Source organism: Streptomyces sp. NBC_01803 (assembly GCF_035917415.1).
GTDB lineage: Bacteria > Actinomycetota > Actinomycetes > Streptomycetales > Streptomycetaceae > Streptomyces.
In genome coordinates this window covers 2,328,330-2,350,269 of sequence record NZ_CP109073.1, presented here as the reverse complement: position 1 = coordinate 2,350,269, position 21,940 = coordinate 2,328,330, and the positions used below count along the sequence as shown (strand labels likewise).

The 21,940-nt window shown below is 70.9% G+C and carries 14 protein-coding genes; 3 read left to right on the top strand and 11 right to left on the bottom strand.

The window, feature by feature from the left end; genetic code table 11:
• The first annotated feature begins 31 nt into the window (after positions 1-31).
• Positions 32-871: an IPT/TIG domain-containing protein gene (locus OIE51_RS10110; RefSeq protein WP_326597084.1), complete on the top strand. Its 840-nt coding sequence runs from the start codon at positions 32-34 to the stop codon at positions 869-871.
• A 1,064-nt stretch (positions 872-1,935) separates the two neighbouring features.
• Positions 1,936-3,327 (top strand): transcriptional regulator, encoded by a 1,392-nt coding sequence (locus OIE51_RS10105; protein ID WP_326597083.1) that lies wholly within the window; start codon positions 1,936-1,938, stop codon positions 3,325-3,327.
• Between the two features lie 202 nt (positions 3,328-3,529).
• On the opposite strand, the gene OIE51_RS10100 is transcribed toward OIE51_RS10105, so the two are convergent.
• The 7 genes from OIE51_RS10100 to OIE51_RS10070 form a co-directional block, all read right to left on the bottom strand.
• Positions 3,530-4,435, bottom strand: coding sequence for a hypothetical protein (locus OIE51_RS10100; protein ID WP_326597081.1), 906 nt, complete (start codon positions 4,433-4,435; stop codon positions 3,530-3,532).
• 329 nt (positions 4,436-4,764) lie between these two features.
• A complete protein-coding gene (locus OIE51_RS10095) occupies positions 4,765-11,142 on the bottom strand; it encodes a type I polyketide synthase (protein ID WP_326597079.1) in 6,378 nt (2,125 codons plus the stop codon).
• 62 nt (positions 11,143-11,204) lie between these two features.
• Positions 11,205-12,518 (bottom strand): beta-ketoacyl synthase N-terminal-like domain-containing protein, encoded by a 1,314-nt coding sequence (locus tag OIE51_RS10090; protein WP_326597078.1) that lies wholly within the window; start codon positions 12,516-12,518, stop codon positions 11,205-11,207.
• 18 nt (positions 12,519-12,536) lie between these two features.
• Positions 12,537-12,743, bottom strand: coding sequence for a DUF5988 family protein (locus OIE51_RS10085; RefSeq protein ID WP_326597077.1), 207 nt, complete (start codon positions 12,741-12,743; stop codon positions 12,537-12,539).
• An 88-nt stretch (positions 12,744-12,831) separates the two neighbouring features.
• Positions 12,832-14,655, bottom strand: a complete 1,824-nt coding sequence (locus OIE51_RS10080) for a beta strand repeat-containing protein (protein ID WP_326597075.1) — start codon at positions 14,653-14,655, stop codon at positions 12,832-12,834.
• Between the two features lie 100 nt (positions 14,656-14,755).
• On the bottom strand, positions 14,756-15,499 hold the full coding sequence (locus tag OIE51_RS10075) for an IPT/TIG domain-containing protein (RefSeq protein WP_326597073.1): 744 nt from the start codon (positions 15,497-15,499) through the stop codon (positions 14,756-14,758).
• 59 nt (positions 15,500-15,558) lie between these two features.
• Positions 15,559-16,239 (bottom strand): hypothetical protein, encoded by a 681-nt coding sequence (locus tag OIE51_RS10070; RefSeq protein ID WP_326597071.1) that lies wholly within the window; start codon positions 16,237-16,239, stop codon positions 15,559-15,561.
• An 869-nt stretch (positions 16,240-17,108) separates the two neighbouring features.
• Between OIE51_RS10070 and OIE51_RS10065 the strand changes: the two genes are divergently transcribed.
• Positions 17,109-17,969 carry a Bax inhibitor-1/YccA family protein gene (locus OIE51_RS10065; RefSeq protein ID WP_326597069.1) on the top strand — a complete coding sequence of 287 codons (861 nt, stop codon included), beginning with the start codon at positions 17,109-17,111 and terminating at the stop codon, positions 17,967-17,969.
• Positions 17,970-18,093: 124 nt separating this feature from the next.
• Here OIE51_RS10065 and OIE51_RS10060 read toward each other — a convergent pair whose 3' ends face one another.
• The 4 genes from OIE51_RS10060 to OIE51_RS10045 all read right to left on the bottom strand — a co-directional run bounded on the left by OIE51_RS10060 (position 18,094) and on the right by OIE51_RS10045 (position 21,940).
• A complete protein-coding gene (locus tag OIE51_RS10060; RefSeq protein ID WP_326597068.1) occupies positions 18,094-18,414 on the bottom strand; it encodes a hypothetical protein in 321 nt (106 codons plus the stop codon).
• A 37-nt stretch (positions 18,415-18,451) separates the two neighbouring features.
• Positions 18,452-19,384: a hypothetical protein gene (locus tag OIE51_RS10055; protein ID WP_326597066.1), complete on the bottom strand. Its 933-nt coding sequence runs from the start codon at positions 19,382-19,384 to the stop codon at positions 18,452-18,454.
• Between the two features lie 247 nt (positions 19,385-19,631).
• Positions 19,632-20,852 carry an acetyl-CoA C-acetyltransferase gene (locus tag OIE51_RS10050; RefSeq protein ID WP_326597064.1) on the bottom strand — a complete coding sequence of 407 codons (1,221 nt, stop codon included), beginning with the start codon at positions 20,850-20,852 and terminating at the stop codon, positions 19,632-19,634.
• A gap of 47 nt (positions 20,853-20,899) precedes the next feature.
• Complete coding sequence (locus tag OIE51_RS10045) at positions 20,900-21,940, bottom strand: SGNH/GDSL hydrolase family protein (protein WP_326597062.1); 1,041 nt, start codon at positions 21,938-21,940, stop codon at positions 20,900-20,902.

Below are 21,940 nucleotides of genomic sequence, written 5' to 3'. Positions count from 1 at the left end.
GTGTCACATACGACTCAACGCGCTTCTCCTCGTGCTGATTCTCGATTGCTTCAATCGATCACAGCGGAGTGTTCCGGGGGTGGCCTGCCTTCTCCGCGCACGGTTCAAAGCATCCACAGGCGAAGGAGAATGCATCGTGGTAACGCTCAACCCCAACCAAGGCCCCGCCTCGGGCGGCAACAGCGTCATCATCACCGGCACCGGGTTCACCGGTGCCACCAGCGTGAAATTCGGCTCCAAGTCGGCCAGTTTCACCGTTGACAGCAGCACGCAGATCACGGCGATCGCTCCCTCGAACGCGAACGCGGTCCAGGTCACGGTCACCACTCCCGGCGGTACCAGCGCGCCGGTGTGGTACTACTACATTCTTCCCCCACTGAAATGGAGTCTCAGCAGTGCCTCGGGGCCGCTCACCGGTGCGACGACCTCGATCATCGGCTCCAATCTGACGACCGCCTCCTCGGTGTCCTTCGGTTCCAATGCGGCGGTCCCCACGGTGGTCAATGACAGCCGGCTGGATGTGAATGTCCCGACCGCGGCGACCGCGGGCACCGTCGCCGTCTCGATCACGACCGCCGGAGGGACGACCAACGGGCTCACCTTCACCTACGTGGCACCGCCCACCGTCGTCGGCATGACGCCCACATCCGGCCCCGACTACGGCGGCACCGCTTCCACCATCACCGGCACCAACCTCAGTGATGTGCTCGACGTGTCGTACGGTCCCGACCCGGCCGTCTTCCTCGTCGTCGACGACTCGACGCTCATCGCCTACTCTCCCGGCGGCACCGGGACGGTCACCGTGACCGTGACCAGCGTGGGCGGCGTCGATGCCTCGCAGACCTTCACCTACGCGGTCACCCCCGGCTAGCCACCGGTTCCGCCGGCGGGTTCGCCCATCCCCGCTCGCCGGCCGGCGCGCCGACGAGCGGGGGCGAACCGCGGTCGGTATGCCGTCGACGCCGTTCCCGCGCGAGCCGGGAGTGCGGTGCGGCGTCGACGGCTCTGTCCATGGCGGCACTCGCGTGACGAGCCACTGACCGCGGCCGGGTATTTTCAGGGCCGATGCCGGGGCGCCGGAGCGGAAGACCGACCTGTCCTCGGTCGGCGGTGAACTCCCGGTCGGGCAGGGCCTGTCCGGTCATCGGAATACACCGCTCATTACTCAGTTCCGGGGGCGGTGGGCGGTGACAAACCATCCGGAGACCACCCCACGCCACCCCTGGTTTTTCTTCACCACATCCCGCTCGCAAGAGACTTCCTCGGCGCCATGCCTCGGACGTCGCATCGCAAAGGCGCACTTTTCACGCTACGTGAACGGAACGCGCTGCGGGCGCACGTAACTCAAGCCGAAACGACCTCGCGCCCTCCGTGTGCTACGCCGAGTTTCAGCCCGACAACTGTTGTTCGTATCGGATTACTTCGTCGGCCGGAGTGCGCTGAATCGATTTTTGCGGCATGCCCGCGGCAATGCCGTAACGATTCTCCGCCGCCACGCCTCACCAGCTTTCCCAGTGATTCGACGGGAAGGCGGATTGCGGCGACTCCGAGCTGCCTCGTGGACACGGATGCCGCAACAGACCGGTCTTCGGGGAGCGTTGAGAGGAGGCGCCGTTCCCCCAGGATCCACGGGGGCCTGGCGTCCCAGCCACCCGGGTCTTTCCCTCTTGGTCTTTCCACACGCCCCCGCGCCGGACTTGCTCGGGCGTGGCCGGATGCTGTGGGGCGCGCGGGTACAACCAGGGCGCAGAACGACCCTTCGCTCGATATCCCCGTCCGCTCACCACTAGGCGCCGTTGCCATCCACGGAAAAGAGAGAATGATCTATCAAGGATCTTTGTCACAGGAAGAGTACCTGAAGACACTGGACATGCGTTTCAGATCTGCGACGGGATACCGCGATCTCCCACGGCACGATCGAAAGGAACGAAGATCATGGCCGCGCGCCCCCTCCTCTCACGTCAACCGAATGCACGACTGGACGCGCTGATCCAGGAGGCAAGATACTCAAACGCGGGGCTCGCCCGTCGCGTCAACATGCGCGGAGCGAAGCTGGGACTCGATCTGCGCTATGACAAGACTTCGGTGAGCCGCTGGGTCCGGGGGCAGCGTCCGCGGGGCAAGGCCGCGATGCTCATCGCCGAAGTGCTCAGCGAGAGACTCGAGCGTACCGTATCACTCGAGGACATTGGCATGGCCTTCGGCCGGAATCCTGTCAACGGAACGGGGCTGCACTTCGCTCCGAGCATCCCCCAGGCGGTGGAGAACTGTCTCGAGCTGTGGGCCGCCGACGCCGATCCGCGCGGACCCCTGGTGAGGACCGTGGTATCCGTTTCCTCGATGATCGGCCCGAGCCGCGACTGGCTGATCGCTCCACCTGATTCCCAGGTGACGCGGGGCGAAGGGTCGCGAGTTGTCGGGGCGGACGTCGAAGCCGTGCGGGCGACGCAACGCGCACTCGCTGAACTCGACCACAAGTTCGGGGCCGGGCATGTGCGCCATATCGCCGTGCACTATCTCAACAGCTTTGTCTCCGGACTGATTCAGGGCGCCTACACGGAGGCCATCGGGCGTGGCCTTTTCGGTGCGGTGGCCCAGTTCACCAAGTTCACCGGAGACCTGGCGGTGGACATCGACCGCCCGGGGCTCGCCCAGCGCTACTACATCCAGGCCCTGCGGCTGAGCCAGATGGCGAACGACCGCCGCTTCGGCGCCCACATCCTGGCCGACGGCATGAGCCGCCTGGCTCCCGAGTTCGGGCATCCGCAGGAAGTCGTCCAACTCGCCCTGACCGCCCGCGGGGGGGTGCGGGAGTCAGCGACGTCCCGCATGCGGGCCCTGTTCCATGCCGCGGAGGCCCGCGGCCACGCGCTGATGGGCGATGTCGTGGCGTGCGAAGCCGCCTTGTCAAAGGCCCTGGAGGCCATGGAGCAGATCCGGGGCGACACGGATCCGGAGTGGGGTATCGGTTTCGATCGCACCGCGCTGGCCGAGGAGTTCGCGCACTGCTATCGCGATCTCCGGCTGCCCGAGCAGTCGGTCCGCTGGGCCGAGGAGGCATTGGCGGGGCAGCCCGACAGCCGGGTGCGCAGGCGGACCATCGATCTGCTGTTGCTGGCCACGGCCTGGGTCGAACTCGGTGAGACCGAGCGGGCCTGCCACACGGCGACCATGGCCGTAGAGCTCATGGAGGGACTCCGCTCCCACCTGGCCGACCGCTCTCTGTGCGACTTCCGCCGCAGGCTGGTCGCACGCGGAGGGGACGCGGCCGTCAAGGAATTCAACGGTCGCCTCTCGGCGCGCGGGTCGGTGGACGCCGGGCGGTGACGACCGATGGGGCCACCCGGCCCGCCCGCCATGCCGCTCTCGCCGCCTTCGACGGTCCACCGCCGGCCCCGCTCTCCAGCGCGGGAGCGCGGGAGCACGGCCGAGCGCGCGCAGACGTCTCCCCGGACAGGTCCCGTCCGTCCTCTGCCCGTAAGGCCGAGCAGAGGACGGTGATCCCGTCCGGAGAGGCCGCGGTTCCCGGTCAGTTCAGACAGTTCGGAACGGGGTCGGGACTGCCGGCGCAGTTCGTCGGGTCGTTGCCGAACACCGGGCTGAGCAACAGGCCGACGTCACCGCCGTCGTTGGAGATGCCGCCCGGGGCGGTGTCGGCGTGGTTGCTCTCCACCGTGCTGAGCGTCAGGTCGACCGAGCCACCCACCGTGGCCAGGCCGGCGCCGGACCCTCCGTCCCCGAGAGCGGAGTTGGAGCCGATGCCGCTCACCTCGACCAGCACGACACCGTACTCGTTGAACAGACCGCCGCCCAGCGCGTCGGTGCCGGTCACGCTGTTGTGGTCGATCGACGACGCGCGCACCTTCACGGTGCCGGTGCTGGCGACGCCGCCGCCCGCGTATTCCGCCGAGTTGGCGGTGACCCTGCTCCCGACGTCGATGACGAGGTCGCCGTAGTTGGCGATCCCGCCGCCCCAGCCGGCCGTGTTGCTGCTGACCTGCGTGGCGTTGAGGGTGAGGTCCCCCTCGTTCAGGATGCCGCCACCGTCGCCCTCGGTCGAGCCGCCCTTGATGGTGAGCGCCGAGAGGATCAGCTCCCCCTCGGGCGCCACCTGAAGGATGCGGAAATCGTCGGCGGAGGGTGACCGCGCGATCGTGGTGCCGGCGCCCAGCAGCGTGATGTCGGAGGTGATCACGGGTAGCCCATTCCCGCTGTCCTCGTTGTCATCGGTCAGGGTGTACGTGCAGCCGGCAGCGAGCAGTAGCTCTCCGCCCCCCTCGTCGTTGGCCGTTTCGATCGCCGCCACCAGGGCCGAGGTGGAGCACGGGACGATGGCGATCGGCTGCGCGGCGGCCGGCGAGGCCCCTACCAGTGCCACGCCCATGGCACCAACCGCACCGAGCGCGCCGAGTGTACAGGTTCTGCGAGAATTCATGTCTTCTCTCCTCCAGCGAGCAAGCACTCACACGAGCACTGAATGATCGAGGCTTACCAGGGACGGAATTTCCCCGCATGCCTCATCCTCATTCAAGCAATGAGATGGGGGATCCGGAAGGCGCAAGAATGACCGGCGGAGGCATTGGGCGGCACAGTGGGGCGCTTCATACGAAAGTAAAAGCGCGGCCCTTTCCCCGGGCGCGCACCCTTTTCCGCTCAGCCGTGTCGAAAAGGCCCGGACGGCGCTTCGTGCGCCGCCCGGGCCGGTGAGGGCGACCGGTGACGGAATTCCCGCGCCACCCTCCGTCAAGGCTGGACTGGTAGGCATCAACCCAGGTCAAGCCCCATTTTCTCCGCCACCCCCGCAGCGAGTGCGCCCAGTGTCGGATGCTGCCACACGAAGTTTCCGGCGAGCTGGATACCGAGTTCCGCTTCAAGCCTGACTCGCACCTCCGTGGCGAGGAGAGAATCGAATCCCAGCCGTTTGAGTGGCGTCTGGGGGTCGACCACGGCGCCTCCGAGGCGAAGCACCCGGCGGATATGTCCGGCCAGGAACGTTTCCAGCTCGGTGCGCCGGGCGGGCCCAGCCGGAAGGGAGTCGAGACGGGTCCGGATGTCCCCCGGCCCGCTGGATTCCCTGGTCGTGGGGACTTTGTCCCGGGATGCGCCCGAGAGAATGCCCCGGAAAAAGGGAGAGTGTCGTCCGGACGCGGGAATCCAGGTCTCGGGCTCGCCGGGGATGACGCCGGTGCACACCCGGCGATGCGCCAGGAGATCGCGCAGCACGGCAAGTCCCCGAGCCGTCGGGATCGTCGCGTAGCCGCGGTCGGCGAAGTCGGTCGCGACGCCGGTCTCGCCCCATGGCCCCCAGTTGACGGAGAGGGTTCGCAGCCCGCGCACCGAGCGCCAGGCGGCGAAGCCGTCCAGCCAGGCGTTGGCCGCGGCGTACGCGGCCTGGCCGGGATTGCCCACGAGCGAGGCCAGGGAGGAGAAGACGACGAACCAGTCCAGGGACTGTTTCGCCGTGGCTTCGTGCAGCCGCCATGCGCCGACGACCTTGGGCGCCCACACACGTCTCAGTTGATCCTCCCGGACGGTGGTGACAGCGGCGTCCTGGAGGACCATCGCGCAATGAACCACCCCGCGCAGGGGCCACTTGCGGGTGGCGGCGGCCGACAACAGCCGCTCCGCCGTGACCGGATCGGCGATGTCCCCGAGGACCACGGTCACCTTGGTGCCTCCCGCGGCCAGCTTGGCGAGTACCTGCGCGGCCCCGGGCTTGGGAGGGGTTCGCCCGTTGAGGAGGAGATGACCGGCTCCCTGGGAGGCGAGCCACTGGGCGACAGCCAGGCCGAGTCCGCCCAGGCCGCCCGTGACGATATAGGCGCCGTTCTTCCTGACGATGACCGGCCCATCGGGCAGGACGGCCTTGGCGCGCCCGCGGCTGGGGACCGTGAGCGCCAGCTTGCCGATGTGACGGGCGCCCGCCATCGTCCGGAAGGCGTCGGTCGCGGCCTCGAGCGGGTACGGGGTGCAGCGCGGCGGCTTCAGCCTCCCTGCCCCGATCTCCTCGACGACCTCCCGCAGCATCTCGGCGACGTCTCCCGGACGTGACCGCAGAAGCCCGATCAGGTCCACCGGGCGGAACGTCACGTTGTGCCGCAAAGGCGCCATGCCGAGCGCGGTATCGGCCATGATGTCGCGCACGCCGAGCTCGACGAAGCGGCCGAAGGGACGCAGCGTCTCCAGACCGGCCCGGATCGCCGGCCCGGCCAGGGAGTTCAGCACGACATCGACGCCTTCGCCTCCCGTGGCCTCGCGGGCCAGCTCGCGGAAGCCGAGGGTCCGGGAATCCATGACGTGACTGATCCGCATGCCGCGCAGAAGCCGCCGTTTCTCCTCGTTGCCGGCGGTCGCGAGAACCTCCGCGCCGAGTCGGCGCGCGACGGCGATGGCGGCCAGGCCGGTCCCCCCGGTGGCCGAGTGGATCAGCACGCGCTCTCCGGGGGCGACGCGGGCCACGTGGCGGAGCGCGTACCAGGCGGTGAGGAACGCGATCGGCAGCCCGGCGGCACTGACCGGGTCGAGCTTGCCGGGAATCCGCGCGACGCCCGCGACGGACACGGTGACGAAGGAGCCGAAGGCACCGCCGCCGGGATCGACGGCCAGCACCATGTCATCGGGGCGGAAATCCCGGACGCCGGGGCCGACGCGGGTCACCGCCCCGGCGCACTCGAAGCCGATCCGGTAGCGCACGTCGTCTTCTCCCGGCAGGAGGCCCGAGGCGGTGAGGACGTCACGGAAGTTGAGCCCGGCGGCGGCCACCCGTACCTCGACCTCGCCCGGCCCCGGGGCCCGGCGCCCGGTCGCCGTAAGTTCCAGGCTCTCAAGATCACCCGGCGTGCCGATCCGCAGCCGGAAACCGTCCGCGCCGTACCGCACGGTGCGGGTGGCCGCGGCGGCCCACTCGGCGTCCGTCAGCGGGGCCTCGGCCAGCGCGGCCGCGTAACGGCTTTCCCCGCGCAGGGCCACCTCGTCCTCCGGCAGGTCGGCGAGGAGTTCGCCGGCCGCCCCCTCGAACCTCGCGTCATCCGCGTCCGCGTCCAGCAGGGTGGCCCGCATCTCCGGATGCTCGAACGCCAGCACCCGGACCACCCCCCGCAACGTACTGGTGCTGGGGTCCTCCCGGTCACCGGTCCGCACGTACCGGTCACCACGGGTGATCGCGTACAGGCGCGGAGGGTGGGCCGGAAACTCGGCGAGGGCCCGTGCGGCGGCGAGGAGACAGCGGGCGTTCCGCAGCCCGGCCGACGGAGCGGTGTCCCCGGGGCGGTGCTCGCACAGCACGGCCACGGCCCGGACCGGAGACACCGCGCCCAGTCGGTCGCCGAACTGCTCCGTGAGGGACTCCAGCCGGGTTTCGGCCGCGTCGACGGCCCAGAGCTGAGCCTGTCCTCCCGCGGCCCGGACGGCGTCGGCCATGCTCCCGCCGGAGCCGTCCTCCGCGCCGATGACCACCACCCCGCCGGCGGGCTGCGGGGACACCGGCTCCGGACGCGGCGCCCGGCGCCAGTCGATCCGCAGGAGCCATCCGTCCGGAGCCCGGTCGGGTGTGTCCGGCACCGTGTGGCGGGCGAACCGCAGTCCCTCGACGGTGAGCACGGGCGTTCCCGCCTCGTTGAGCAGACGGGCGTCTCCCACGAGCGTGTCCCCTGTCAGCTCGCGGATCTGGGCGTGACAGTGGCGTGCCGTCGCTGGATCGCCGAGCACCCGCACGGACCGCATCGACACGGGCAGGATCAGCGAACGGGCGTCCCCGACGCGCTCCTCCGTCTCGGTCACTCCCGCTGCGACCAGTTGGGCGCACAGATCGAGGAGAACGGGATGCGCCCGGAGAGCGAGCCCGGCCGCCCGCGCCGGCGCGGGCAGCTCCACCCGGGCCCACAGGCTGCTGCCGTCCGTCGAGACGCGCAACTCGGTGATCCCGGTGAAGGCGGGCCCGTGGGTGAGTCCTCGTTGCCGGAGTCGCGCGTAGAACGCGTCGGGGCTGACCCCGCGGGTATGCCGCGCCGACATGCCGGCCGAAGGCACCGGTTCGAGGCGCGCCGGGCGGGACAGTCGCCGGACGGATGCCTCGGCCTGTCGCACCCAGTCGCCCTCGGGTCCACGGGTGTGGATCTGGCACTTCGCCGTGTCCGGGTCGGTCCGCGTCATCGTGGTGGTGATCTCGGTCCGCTCGGTCAGCCGGGTCAGTTCCAGGAACCGGATGTCGGTCACCTCCACCTCTTCGGCCGCGGCGCCGAAGAGCTCACAGGCGCACGTCAACGCCAGGGCACAGTGGGCCGCCCCGGGCAGGACGGGCGCCGCGTGCACCTCGTGGTCCGCCAGCCAGGGCACCGCCGCCGTGCCGGAATCGCCTTGCCAACTGTGGCGGACCTGATCACCGGGCACCTCCGTGTGGACTCCGGGCAGCGGGGGCCGGTCCGGCGGGGCGGCGGGTCCGCTGCCGGGCGGACCGGGAAGTGCGGTCTCCACCCAGTGGCGTTTGCGGTCGTAGGTGATGGTGGGCACGTCGGCGAGTTCGGCGTCCGCGTAGAGCACCGACCAGTCGACCGATCCCCCCGCACAGTGCAGCGCCGCCAACTGTGTGCGGAAGGTCGCGAGTTCGTCCTCGTCTCGGTGCAGGGTGGGCAGGACGGCCGGGTCCGTCACCAGACCGGAGAGGCTCCGCGTGACAGCGTGGAGGACTACCGGGTGTGGCGAGATCTCCGTGTACACCAGATGGCGGTCGGCCGCCGCGGCGGCCACGGCGGCGGCGAACCGCACCGGTCGGCGAAGGTTCGCGCACCAGTACGCGGCGTCGAAGGCGGGCGGATGCCCCGGCTCGTCCAGCACGGTGGTGTAGAACGGCACGTCCGGCCGTCCCGGGGTCAGGTCCGCCAGCGCGGTCTCCAGTTCGGGCAGCACGGGGTCGATCAGCGGCGAGTGCGAGGCGGCGTCCACCGCGATGAGGGAGGTCGGCACACCGCGCCGCTCCCACCCGGTGACAAGCCGCCGGACCTGTTCCGCGTCGCCGGACACCACCGTGGAATCGGGTGCCGCGATCACGGCGACGGCGACCGACCCCGTCAGGTCGGCTCGGCGCAGCTCGGACGCGACGATCTCGGCGCTCAGGGACACGGTCGCCATCGCCCCGCGCCCGGCCGTTCGATCCAGCAGGACGGACCTGCGGCAGATGACGCGTACCCCGTCCGCCAGGGACAGGGCGCCGGCCACCACCGCGGCGGCCACCTCGCCCATTGAATGACCGATGACCCCGGCCGGTTCAACCCCGTGGGCACGCCAGGTGGCGGCGAGCGCCGTCTGCAGGGCGAACAGCACCGGCTGTACCCGGCCGCACCCTTCCAGCGCCTCACCGCTGCTCAGGGCCTCCAGGACGGAGAATCCCGACTCGGCGGCGATGAGCGGATCGACCTCCGCCAGGGTCGCCGCGAACGCCGGTTCCGCGGTCAGCAAACCGCGTCCCATCCCCGCCCACTGGGAACCCTGCCCGGAGAACACCCATACGGGGCGACGGGAGACCGCGGCTCCCACGGAGCCCGTCACCACCTCGGGCCCCGGCTGCCCGACGGCGAACGACCGCAGCGCGTCGACGAGCCGCCCGCGCGACGCCGCCACCACCCCCAGACGCCCACGGCCACCTCCGCGGCGCAGCGCGAGGGTGTGTGCGACATCCCGCAGCGGGACGTCCGCCCCGTCCGTCTCCAGCCAGTCCGCCAGGCGTCCGGCCGCCGTGGGCAGCGCGGCCGGAGACCCGGCCGGCACCAGGACCACGACGGGCGTGGCCGGCCGCCGGGAACCTGCGCCCGGACGGGCGCCCGCCCGGCGCGCAGCGGTCCCGGTCGGTGCCTGTTCGAGGATCACGTGCGCGTTCGTCCCGGAGAAGCCGAAGGAAGAGACGGCGGCAAGACGGGACCCGCCCCGGACGGGCCAGCGCTCCAGCCCGGTCGGCACGAAGAAACGGGTGCCCTCGGGCTTGATCGCCGGATGCCAGGCGGAGAAGTGCAGATTGGGCGGGACGAAGCCATGCCGGAGGGAGGAAACGGCCTTGATCAGACCGGTGATCCCCGCGGCCGGCTCCAGATGCCCCAGATTGGTCTTCACCGACGTCAGCGCACACCGGTCCCGGCCCTCGCCGTACACCCGTGCCAGGCTGGCGAACTCGGTCGGGTCACCCACCGGCGTCCCCGTGCCGTGGGTTTCGATCATCGCCACATCGCGCGGATCGACCCCCGCGCGGCCGAGCGCGTCCTCGTACACGGCCTGCTGGGCGTCGGCCGACGGCGCGGCGAGCCCCTCGGAGGAGCCGTCCTGGTTCACCGCCGAACCACGCACCACGGCCAGCACCCGGTCACCGTCCCGCACGGCGTCGGCGAGGAGCTTGAGCACCACCGCGCCGCACCCCTCACCGCGGACGAAGCCGTCGGCGGCGGCGTCGAAGGTGTGGCAGCGGCCCGTGGCGGAGAGCATGCCCATCCGGGCGAACGACCGTGAGGTCCTGGGCTGGAGAATGAGTGTCACGCCGGACGCGACGGCGACGGCGCACTCGTCCGAGCGCAGCGCCTGGCATGCCAGGTGCAGGGCGACCAGGGAGGAGGAACACGCCGTGTCCAGGGCTACGGACGGTCCTCTCAATCCCAGCAGGTAGGAGATCCGGCCCGGCGCCACGCAGTGGCCGTTCGTCAGGATCGAGCCCTCCAGCTCGCTGTCGTGCCCGGCGAGGCGGTCCATGTAGTCGGTGTAGCTCATTCCGGTGAAGATCCCGGTCGCGGTACCGTCGAGCAGGTCCGGCGACAGCCCCGCGTGCTCCAACGCCTCCCACACCACTTCCAGCAGAAGCCGGTGCTGCGGGTCCAGGACGGCGGCCTCGTGCCCCGACACTCCGAAGAACTGCGCGTCGAAGCCCGAGACATCGCGGAGAAAACCGCCTCTGGAGGGCACGCCCCCCTCGGTCCACGCCGCGCCGTCCCGGGAGAGCAGCTTCCTCCGCTCGGGTGGGGGCGGCCCGACGGCCTCCCGCCCGTCCACCACTAACCGCCAGAGGTCGCCCGGGGAGTGGATGTCCCCGGGAAGCCGGCACCCCATGCCGATGACGGCGATGGCGTCACTGGGGCTGGTGGGCACTGCGGGCTTGTCCGGGCTCATCCGGGGCTCCTCGCGTCTGGTGATGGTCGCCCGGTGCGGGCGCGGTGTCGGGACGGAGCCGGTCAGCGGGCGTCCCGGCTGCCCAGCAAAAGGGCGTTCTTCACCCCGCCGAGCTGGTAGCTGAAGCTGAGCGCGTAGTCGAAATCGAGGGGCCGGGTACGCGCTCCGGGCAGCGGGTCGAACGGCAGACCGGCGAGGGGCTCCTCACAGTTGGCGGTGGGACAGACCTCGCCGCGCTCGATCATCAGCAGGGTCAGGGCGACCCCCAGGCAGCCGGCCGGCGCGCCGTTGTGGCCGAAGCAGCCCTCCTGCGAGGTCATGATCAGCCCCGAGGACTCCCCGTACAGCGCGCTGATCGCGTTCGCCTCGAAGGCGGTCACCACCGAATTGCCGTCGCTGCCGCCGTGCACGTACGGGATCTGCTCCGGGCGCCAGCGGTCCCCCAGGCACCGTCGAACGGCGTTCACCAGCTCGGTGCCGCTCTCGTCGCACGCCAGCGGATTGGCCAGCCCGTCCCGGGTCATGCCGCTGGAGAGGACCTGGCCGTAGGCATGGGCGCCTCGCCGGTCCGCGTGCTCGCGGCTCTCCAGGATCACGGTCGCCGACCCCTCGCCGTGGTTGATGCTCACCGCCCGTCGGTCGTAGGGGCGCATGAGCGATTCGAACGACGGGAGGGCTTCGGGCATGTCGTCGGTGCGCACCGCTTCGTAAGCCCGCTGTCCGCCACGCAGGAGCTCCTGGATGTTCTGGATGAGGTCCCACCGGAAGACGTCCACCCCGGTAACGGCCGCCATGTCGACCTCGCCCAGTGCGATGAGCCGCCGGGCGTTGGCGATCTGTACCGCGGAGGACGCGCAGCCGCACGAGACGGTGAAGCACGGCCCGCTCGACGAGGTCACCGCTCCCTGAACGAGCGCGACATCCGAGGGGGTGACGGCCTGTTCGGCGGCCACGAACAGTTCCATGGCCTCCGACGGATCGATGCGTTGGGGGTCGGCGTGCAGCACCGACAGGTAACTATCAATATTGGCGTCCACTCCTCCGCGCCCGACCAGAATGGCGGCCTCTCGCAACGCGCCGTCACGGAGTGCCAGTCCGGCGTCATCGCATGCCTCGGCGAGGGACACGAGGCCGAATCGGTGCGCGTTGGTGTAATGCCGCGAGAAGAATTCGGGAACGTCCGGAAGACGCTCGTCGAACATGGCTGGAGAAAGGTCCACCGAGCCGTAATAAATCTGATCACGCAGCAGGCAGGTACTCCCCGTCGAGGAAACCGCCCAGAGATCGTCCGCCGTGAAAGTGGGCCGGAGACGCCCGGGCAGACAGAACCCCATTCCGGTGACCACTACGTCCCGGTGGGATCTCGCTTCATCCATCACATTCATCCTCCCGGTCTATTCTGCGATACGGGTCCGGCGGCTCCAACGGTAGACGGCCGCCTGCCTGCCGGAGATTTCTGCATATTCCTCGCACGGCTCGAAGTGTTCATAACCGTCACCGTGCTGGATCTTCACTGTTTTTTGGCCTTCCGGAGGGGCCGGGCAAACGCGCGGCACCTCGTACGGCCCGCCGACTATGATGACCAGATCCGATTCCTGCATTCTTCGCCTCACCACCGGAGAGCCACTCCGGGGAATCTTCGCTGAGTTTTCCGAGTTGATCGAGGAAGCCTTGCCACTCCGTACCGGGTCAGATCTCCGGCGGCGCGACGCGGACGTATGTCAGCGGCGCGCTCGTCCCTCCTGGTGTAACGACCGAGACGGCCGTGGGGCCGGGCGCCCCGGGGGGGACCACGGCGGTGACCGCCGTGTCGGAGATGACGGTGAACGCGGCGGGTGTCGTGCCGAACAGGACCGACGTCGTCTGGCCCAGCCCGGAGCCGGTCAGCGTCACCGTGGTCCCCCCGGCGGCCGGGCCCGCGTCGGGAACGAGAGCGGTGACCACGGGCGCCGCGACGTAGAGGTAGGGCACACCGCCGCTCGTCCCCGCGGCGGTCGTCACGGAGACCTGAACGGCTCCGGGGGTCCCCGGCGGGACGACGGCCGTCGCGAGCGTGTCGGAGACCACCGTGAAGGAGGCGGCGGGGACGCCGCCGAACGTCACCGCGGTGGCCCCGCTCAGTCCCGTGCCGGTCAGCGTGACCGTGTTGCCACCGCCGACCGGGCCGGAGGAGGGGCTGATCCCCGTCAGGACGGGCGCGGCCACGTAGTAGTACAGGACTCCCGGGGCACTGACGCCGCCCGGCGTGGTGACCCTCACCTCGGCGGCCCCGGCGGTGCCCGGTGGCACCACGGCCGTGATCTGGGTGGACGAGACGACGGTGAACGACACGGCGGGGACGCCGCCGAACGTCACCGCGGTGGCGCCCGTGAGGTTGGTGCCGGTCAGCGTGACCGTGTTGCCACCGCCGACCGGGCCGGAGGAGGGGCTGATCCCCGTCAGGACGGGCGCGGCCACGTAGTAGTACAGGACTCCCGGGGCACTGACGCCGCCCGGCGTGGTGACCCTCACCTCGGCGGCCCCGGCGGTGCCCGGTGGCACCACGGCCGTGATCTGGGTGGACGAGACGACGGTGAACGACACGGCGGGGACGCCGCCGAACGTCACCGCGGTGGCGCCCGTGAGGTTGGTGCCGGTCAGCGTGACCGTGTTGCCACCGCCGACCGGGCCGGAGGAGGGGCTGATCCCCGTCAGGACGGGCGCGGCCACGTAGTAGTACAGGACTCCCGGGGCACTGACGCCGCCCGGCGTGGTGACCCTCACCTCGGCGGCCCCGGCGGTGCCCGGTGGCACCACGGCCGTGATCTGGGTGGACGAGACGACGGTGAACGACACGGCGGGGACGCCGCCGAACGTCACCGCGGTGGCGCCCGTGAGGTTCGTGCCGGTCAGCGTGACCGTGTTGCCACCGCCGACCGGGCCGGAGGAGGGGCTGATCCCCGTCAGGACGGGTACGGCGGGCACGGCGGTGTAGGAGTAGGGGCGGGCGTTGCTCGTGCCGGCGGGTGTGGTGACCGTGACCTGGACGGTACCGGTGCCCGGCGGCACCACGGCTGTGATTTGCGTGGACGAGACGACGGTGAAGGACAGCGCCGGCGTGGCGCCGAAACGCACGGCCGTGGCCCCGAGGAAGTTCGTGCCGGTCAGCGTGACCGTGTTGCCACCGGACGCCGGACCCGAGTTCGGGTTGAGCGAGGTCAACGTGGGGGCCGGGGTGGTGACATATCCGTAGCTGACGTACTGAGGACTGGTGCCGGCGGGTGTGGTGACCGTGACCTGGACGGTACCGGTGCCCGGCGGCACCACGGCTGTGATTTGCGTGGACGAGACGACGGTGAAGGACAGCGCCGGCGTGGCGCCGAAACGCACGGCCGTGGCCCCGAGGAAGTTCGTGCCGGTCAGCGTGACCGTGTTGCCACCGGACGCCGGACCCGAGTTCGGCACGACAGACGTCACGGTGGGGGCGTTCCCCGATGGCGGATGAGGGGACGGGGAGACTGGGGAATCGGTCATGACTGTGGTTCTCCTTTGGGGGAAAGCCCCGGCCGGCGGGGGCTGGAACCGGCCGGGGCTCGTCGGACGGCGTCTTCCTACGTCTACGCCCGGGGCCGCGTCAGATGCCGGGGCCCGCGACGTAGGTGAAGGCGCCGACGGCGGTGGCGGAGCCACCGTCGTTGGTCACCACGACATCAACGGCTCCCGCGGCGCCGGGCGGCGTGACCGCGGCGATGGCCGTGTCCGAGACGACCGCGAACGGCGCCGGAGTCCCGTCGAAGGTGACGGATTCGGTGCTGGCGAGATTGGTCCCCGTGATCGTCACGGCCGTACCGCCGGACGTGGGCCCGGAGGTGGGGACGAGGGCAGTCACCGTGGGGTCGTCCACATAGGTGTAGGTGAAGCCGTTGTTGACGCCACCGGTCGTGGTGACACTGACTGGCACCGGCCCGGCCGCCGCGCCGACGGGCACGGTCACGGTGAGCTGGCTGTCGCTGACCACGGTGGGCGTGGCCGTGTTGCCGCCGAAGCTCACGCTGGTCGCCGAGGACAGCCCCGTACCGGTGATGGTCACGGTGTTCCCACCGGCCGTCGGGCCGGACAGGGCACTCAGCGCGGTCTTGAACGGAGCGCCCACGTAGTAGAAGGACAGCGGGTTGCTCGTACCTCCCGGCGTTGTGACCGTGACATCGACGACGCCGGTGCCGGACGGGGAGATGACGGTGACCGAGGTCGGGGTGTTGGCCGTGATCGTCGCCAGCTTGTCGCCGAAGTGGACAGCGCTGGCGTTGGCCAGGTTGGTCCCCGTAATGGTGACGGTGGTGCCACCGCCGGTCGATCCTGAGTTGGGGGAAATAGGCATGAGATCTCCTTGTTGTGTCTTTGTGTCGCGTGGTGTCGTCGCTTGTGCTGGGTCGGCCGTCAGCCGGAGCAACCGGGCACGCTGCCCGCGGGGGCGCAGTTGTCCGGGGAGTTGCCGCTCACGGTGGTGAGGAACAGGCTCACCGACCCGGAGTTTTCATAGATGCCGCCTCCTGTGTCGGCCCGGTTGCCGGAGACGTCGCTGGCGTTCAGCGAGACGGTGCCCCGATCGGTATAGATGCCGCCGCCCGCCACCGCCGTGTTGTTCGTCACCGAGCTGGAGAGCACCGACACGGAGCCTCCGAAATTGGCGATCCCGCCGCCCGGGTACGGTTCAACAGCGCTGCCCCCGCTGACGGTCACACCGACCAGCGTCAAATCGCCGTCAGCACCGGGGACGTTCACCCCGCCGTCCACCTCGAGAATCCTGAAATCAGGGGCGGACGGGTCACGGACGATGGTCACCCCGATTCCCAGGAGGGTGATCGGAGTGGTGATAGGCGGCAGACCCACTGCCCCGTTTCCCGCGTCACCATGGGCGCTGGTGAGCCTGTAGGTGCAGAAAGGCGCCAGGGCCAGAGTGTCCCCACCCTCGGCGTTCGCCATATTGATGGCGGTGACGAGAGAGGACTCGCTGCAGAGCACCGGAATCTGGGCCTGGGCCGTTTGAGGAACGGCCAGCAGGCCGAGGGTGAACACTGAGACAGCGGTGAGGGGAAGCGGGATTCGGGGAATTCGCATGACGCCTCCGCACGAGGGTCATGAGCCGCGTCAGCCGGTGTCCGCTGGGGACACCGGCTGACGGTCCATTTCCTCCTCGGGGGTGCCCATACGGTCGCCGCAGAGCGGACGAACCGCCATTCCCCCGGGGAGGATGGGCGGCCCACCGGATTGGACTTTTCCAGTAATCCACATGGGCTATCAAGCCCGCAAGAGCGCAAATACCGCACCACCCGATCGACGGAGCGTACGAATTCCACACGTACCACCGGATGAACGCCGGTGAGACGCCGCCGCACACTCCGTACCGGAGGGGCGACGCAAGCCCGTCGGGGTGCCTTCTCCCCCTCGGCTTATGACTCAGGTGGGTTGATCACCGCGTAGGGATCGCGCCGGTGAAGTGCTTTTGCCGGGGTCGACATCGCACATCGGGAGCGGCGGACAGCGGAGCTCCCGACTCCCGGTCTGCTCCGCCCGGTGGTGTCCGAGCGCCGCCGGGGGCGCACCACCGCGCGGCGTCAGCAGCCGCCTTCGCTCTCGGCTCGGGCGTCGTCGAACAGTCCGGCGCCGCCCCCGCACACCGGGGGCCTCAGCGGCGCCCTCGCCGGCGTGGTCACGTGCGTCACGGCCCTGCCCGGCCTGATCAGCACGGGCCTGACCGCGCTCGGCGGGCCGATTCTCCAGGTCAGCGCATCACCGCAGGTCAGGGGGTGCCGATTCCATTTCAGGTCCGGCTCCGGGCACCCCGTCCCCCACGCTGTGACCGGCGGGGGCGACTGAGGGAACACTTCGGCTCTTCCGCTCGTTCTCATGAGTGCACTACCGTGCGGTCTTTGCTTACGCATTACTCTGGTGGTCAAGGTCGCGCCGTGCGGCCATGGAGGAGTGAGATGAGGAGCAGCAACCCGGTCTTCACGCGTCGGGGGTTCAGTCGGGACGGTGGCTACGCCGGCTTCAACGCCGGACCTCAGCCGCAGACCGGGACTCCGTACGCGGGCAGCCCGACCAACCCGTACGCGCAGCCGGGTAACCCCTATGCGCAGCCGCAGGCGGGCCCGCAGGGCGGATTCACGCCGCCGAGCGCTCCCGCGCGCGCCGATGTGATGACGATCGACAGTGTCGTCTCCCGCACCGCGCTCACCCTGGGCACTGTGGTCGCCACCGCGACGGCGGCGTGGATCGCCGACCTGCCGCTCGGTGTCGCGGTCGCGGCAGCCCTGGTCGCGCTGGTCCTGGCGCTGTGGCAGAGCTTCAAGCGTCAGCCGTCCCCCGCCCTGATCCTCGGGTACGCCGCGTTCGAGGGCCTCTTCCTGGGCTCCGTGAGCAACGCGATCAACCAGGGTGCGCCCGGTGCGGCCATGCAGGCCGTGATCGGCACCATGGCCGTGTTCGCCGGCGTGCTCTTCATGTACAAGCAGCGGATCATCCGGGTCACCGCCCGGTTCACCCAGTTCGTGCTGGCCGCTCTCGTCGGATTCGTCCTCCTCTCCATGGTGAACCTGGTCGTGGCCCTCATCGGCGACGGCAACGGGCTCGGCCTGCGGGACGGCGGCCTCGGCGTCGCGTTCGGCGTCCTGGGCATCCTGATCGGCGCCGCGGTGCTCGCCCTGGACTTCAAGCAGGTCGAGGACGGCATCGCCTACGGCGCCCCGGAGAGCGAGTCGTGGCTGGCGGCCTTCGGCCTGACCCTCACCCTGGTGTGGATCTACATGGAGTTCCTGCGCATCATCGCCATCCTGCAAGGCGACTGAGGCCGGTGACGGCGCCCTGAGGCGCCGGACGCCGCACCCACGAGAAGGGCCCCGGCGGGACGATCGTCCCGCCGGGGCCCTCGTGCGTGTCCGCGGTCCCGAGTCGCCGCCACCGCCCGGGCGCTCAGGCCCGCCGCAGCAGCTCCAGCGCCTCGGCCAGCTCGCGCCGGGCGGCCTCCTCGTCCGATGTCGTGCCGATCGCCCGCGCCAAATCGTGCCCGGCGACCGCCACCTGGTCCCCGACGACCCACACCCCGGCGTCCGGCATCACGCGCGACGCCCCGAACGGGCCGTCGAGCCGGTGCGCGCCCCGGACCAGGGCCCTGGCCACCTCAAGGCCCGCCGCCCCGGCTCCGCGCCGCAGACGGCTCTCGGACAGCGCGCGCAGCCGTTCCGCGAACGCCTCCACGGCCGCGTCCAGCTCGCCGGTGTCCACCTCGGCCATTCCGCCCGTCCCGCCTTCCGTCAGCTCGCCCGGTCCGTCACTCGCTCAGATGGGAGGATGCCACCACGCGGTCGGCCAGCAGATAGACGCTGTCCGACCCGCAGGAGAACGTCAGCGCGTAGGCGCCGGACACTCCCGAGCCGCCCATCAGCACCGGCTGCTGCCCGGCCCGCACCGCCGCGGCGAGCCGCTCGGCCGCCTCCTGGTGGCTGGGCGAGAGACACAGCGTGGTCCCGTCGGCGAAGAGGAAGACGTCCAGCGTGCCCAGCGGCCCCTGGCGCACGTCGGCCAGCGGAATCCTGGCCTCGGCCAGCCGCGCGAGCCGGTCCGTGGTGCGCCGGTGCTCGTCGCGCGCGGAGCGGTCGGCGGCGGCCCGGTCGATCGGCTCGCCGGAGAGCGTGAAGCCCGGGTGCGAGGGGTGGCGGCGCCGGGCCGCCGCCAGCTCGGCCGATTCCCCGCTCTCGGCGGAGCTCTCCGCGCCCAGCTCGGCCCCGGCTCCCGCGCCGGCCTCGGTCGGCGCGGCGCCGCTCTCCGCGTCGTCGCCCGGCTGGCGGGCCATGAGCACGCCGCCGTCCCGGCCGGTCCCGCCCGCCGGGAAGCCCGAATCGCTCAGCAGATACCGCTCCAGCAGGGCGTCGAGCAGCTCCTCGTCGGCCTCCGCCACCTCGTACCCGAAGCCCCGGCCGCCCAGAAGGGCGGCCGGGCCGTCGTCCTCGCGGGCGTCCTGCTCCGCCCAGTACGCGCGGGCCTCGGCCAGCTCGCGCTCCCGCTCGTCGGCCAGGGCGGCGGAGACGGCGCAGCGGATCTCCTCGGCGGGGACCGGCCGGGCCGCGGGCACCGTGCGTCCGGCCAGCTCGGCGCGGAGCGCGGCGACTTCCGCCCGCAGGCCGCGGGCGGTGTGCAGGGCTCCGGTGCCCAGGGCAACGGCGGTGCCTGCGGCCATCAGCAGGATGACGGATATGGCGCTCACGGACTCGCTCCCAGTGCTCTCGGTCCCTGACTTCTTATCTCAGGTTTCCGGGGCGCGGCCACGGCGTGCAGTGCGAAACGTCATGAATAGGACGGGACTTTGGTCCAAAACGCGCCCCCCACACCTCGCTGACCTGCGGTTTCGCGGAGAGATCCGACACGGATCACATCCCGGGGCCGCTTCGGTATCGCCCGTATATACCAAGTGACGCAGGCCACTTCCGCACCATGAGCACCCTATGTCACCTTCAGCTCAGTCGCTCCAGGATCATGGCCATACCCTGGCCACCGCCGACGCACATGGTCTCCAGGGCGAACTGCTTGTCGTGCCACCGCAACGAGTTGATGAGCGTAGTCGCGATTCGGGCGCCCGTCATGCCGAACGGGTGGCCGACCGCGATGGCGCCGCCGTTCACGTTCAGCCGGTCGACGTCAATGCCCAGGTCACGGTAGGAGGGGATGACCTGAGCGGCGAACGCCTCGTTGATCTCGACCAGATCGATGTCGTCGATGGTCATCCCGGCGCGGGCCAGCGCCTGTTGCGACGCGGCGACCGGGCCGTAGCCCATGATCTCGGGCGACAGGCCGGAGACGCCGGTGGCCACGATCCGCGCCAGCGGCGTCAGGCCCAACTCCCGGGCCTTGGTGTCCGACATGACGACCAGCGCGGCGGCACCGTCGTTCAGCGGGCAGGCGTTGCCCGCCGTGACCATGCCGTCGGGGCGGAAGACGGGCTTCAGACCGGCCACGCCGTCCATCGTGACGCCGGGGCGGGGGCCGTCGTCCGCGCTGACGACCGAGCCGTCCGGCAACGTCACCGGGGTGATCTCGCGCTGCCAGAAGCCGTCGGCGATGGCCTTCTCGGCGAGGTTCTGCGAGCGGACGGCGAACTCATCCATGTCCTGCCGGGTGACGCCCTTGATACGGGCCAGGTTCTCCGCGGTCTGGCCCATCGAGATGTAGATGTCCGGCAGCTCGCCGTCCTGGCGCGGGTCGTGCCAGCCCTCCCCGGCCGTCTCGGCGCGCTGGGCGGTGCGGGTCTCGGCCGTCCCGAAGAGCGGGTTGTGGGTGCCCTCCATGTTGTCCGAGGTGCCGTTGACGCTGCGGGAGACCATCTCGACGCCGGCCGAGATGAAGACGTCGCCCTCGCCGGCCTTGATCGCGTGGAACGCCATCCGCGTGGTCTGGAGCGAGGACGAGCAGTACCGCGTGACCGTACAGCCCGGGAGCTGGTCCAGGCCGAGTTGGACGGCGACGACGCGGCCGAGGTTGTGGCCCTGCTCGCCGCCCGGCAGGCCGCAGCCCAGCATCAGGTCGTCGATGTCGGCCGGGTCGAGGCCGGGGACCTGGTCGAGCGCGGCCTGCACGATCGTCGCGGTCAGGTCGTCGGGGCGCAGGTCCTTCAGCGACCCCTTGAAGGCGCGGCCGATCGGTGAACGGGCGGCGGAGACGATCACTGCTTCGGGCACGGGGGACCTCCAGGCGGCTGCTGCTCGGACGAGCTCTCGTCGCGAAATTACCCGCTGGTAGCGGTGTGTGTCACCTGCACGGGAACGTGATCCTGGTCCTGCTCCGGCAGCGGGCGGCGCCGCCGGCGGCTGAGCAGCGCCCATGGCGCGCGCCGGCCCACGGCCCGCGCCGCGCTGACCTCCGTGCCACCCTCCGCCGCGGCCTTGACCGCCGCGTCCGCCACGGGCAGCAGCCGCTCCCTGCGGCGGGCCTCCGCGCGCTCCTCCTCCGGCCACGTGCCGAGCGTGGCGCACAGCGTGGGCAGGATCGCCATGGCGGCCGTCGCGTATCCCTCGGCCGAGGGATGGTAGCGGTCGGGGCCGAACAGCTCGCGCGGGTTGGCGGCGAACTCCGGTCCCAGGAGCGTGCCCAGCGACACCGTCCGGCCGCCCAACTCCACCACCGCGATCGTCTGGGCCGCCGCGAGCTGCCGGCACAGCCGGCGCGCGATCCAGCGCAGGGGCTGCCCGACCGGCTCGACCGAGCCCAGGTCGGGACAGGTGGCCACGATCACCTGGCAGCCGGCCGTGCGCAGCCGGGCCACCGCGTCCGACAGGTGCTTGACCGAACGGGCCGGCGGGACCCGGCCGGTGATGTCGTTGGCGCCGATCATGATGACGCAGGCGTCGGGAACCGGCGCCCGGCCCGGCTCGGTCAGCAGCAGCGAGACCTGCCGTTCGAGATCGGCCGATCTGGCGCCCGAGAGCGCCACACTGTGCAACTCGACCGGGCGCTCGGAGGCCGCCGCGAGCCCCGAGGCCAGCAGCGCGCCCGGCGTCTGCCCGGCGCTCCGCACGCCGAGCCCGGCGGCCGTCGAGTCGCCCAGCATGGCCAGCCGCCACGGCGCCCGGCGGCCGGCGGCGAACGCCGTCCCGTACAGGCCCTCGGCGACCGGCGGCTCGGTGTCCTGCCCGTGGCCCACCCGCCGCCTCGCATACCGCATCTCGGTCAGGACCAGGCCGGCCGCCGCGCCTCCCACCAGACTGATCCCACCACCGCCGAACGCCGCCGCGGTCGCGATCCTCCGTGCCACTCTCGCCCTCGACAT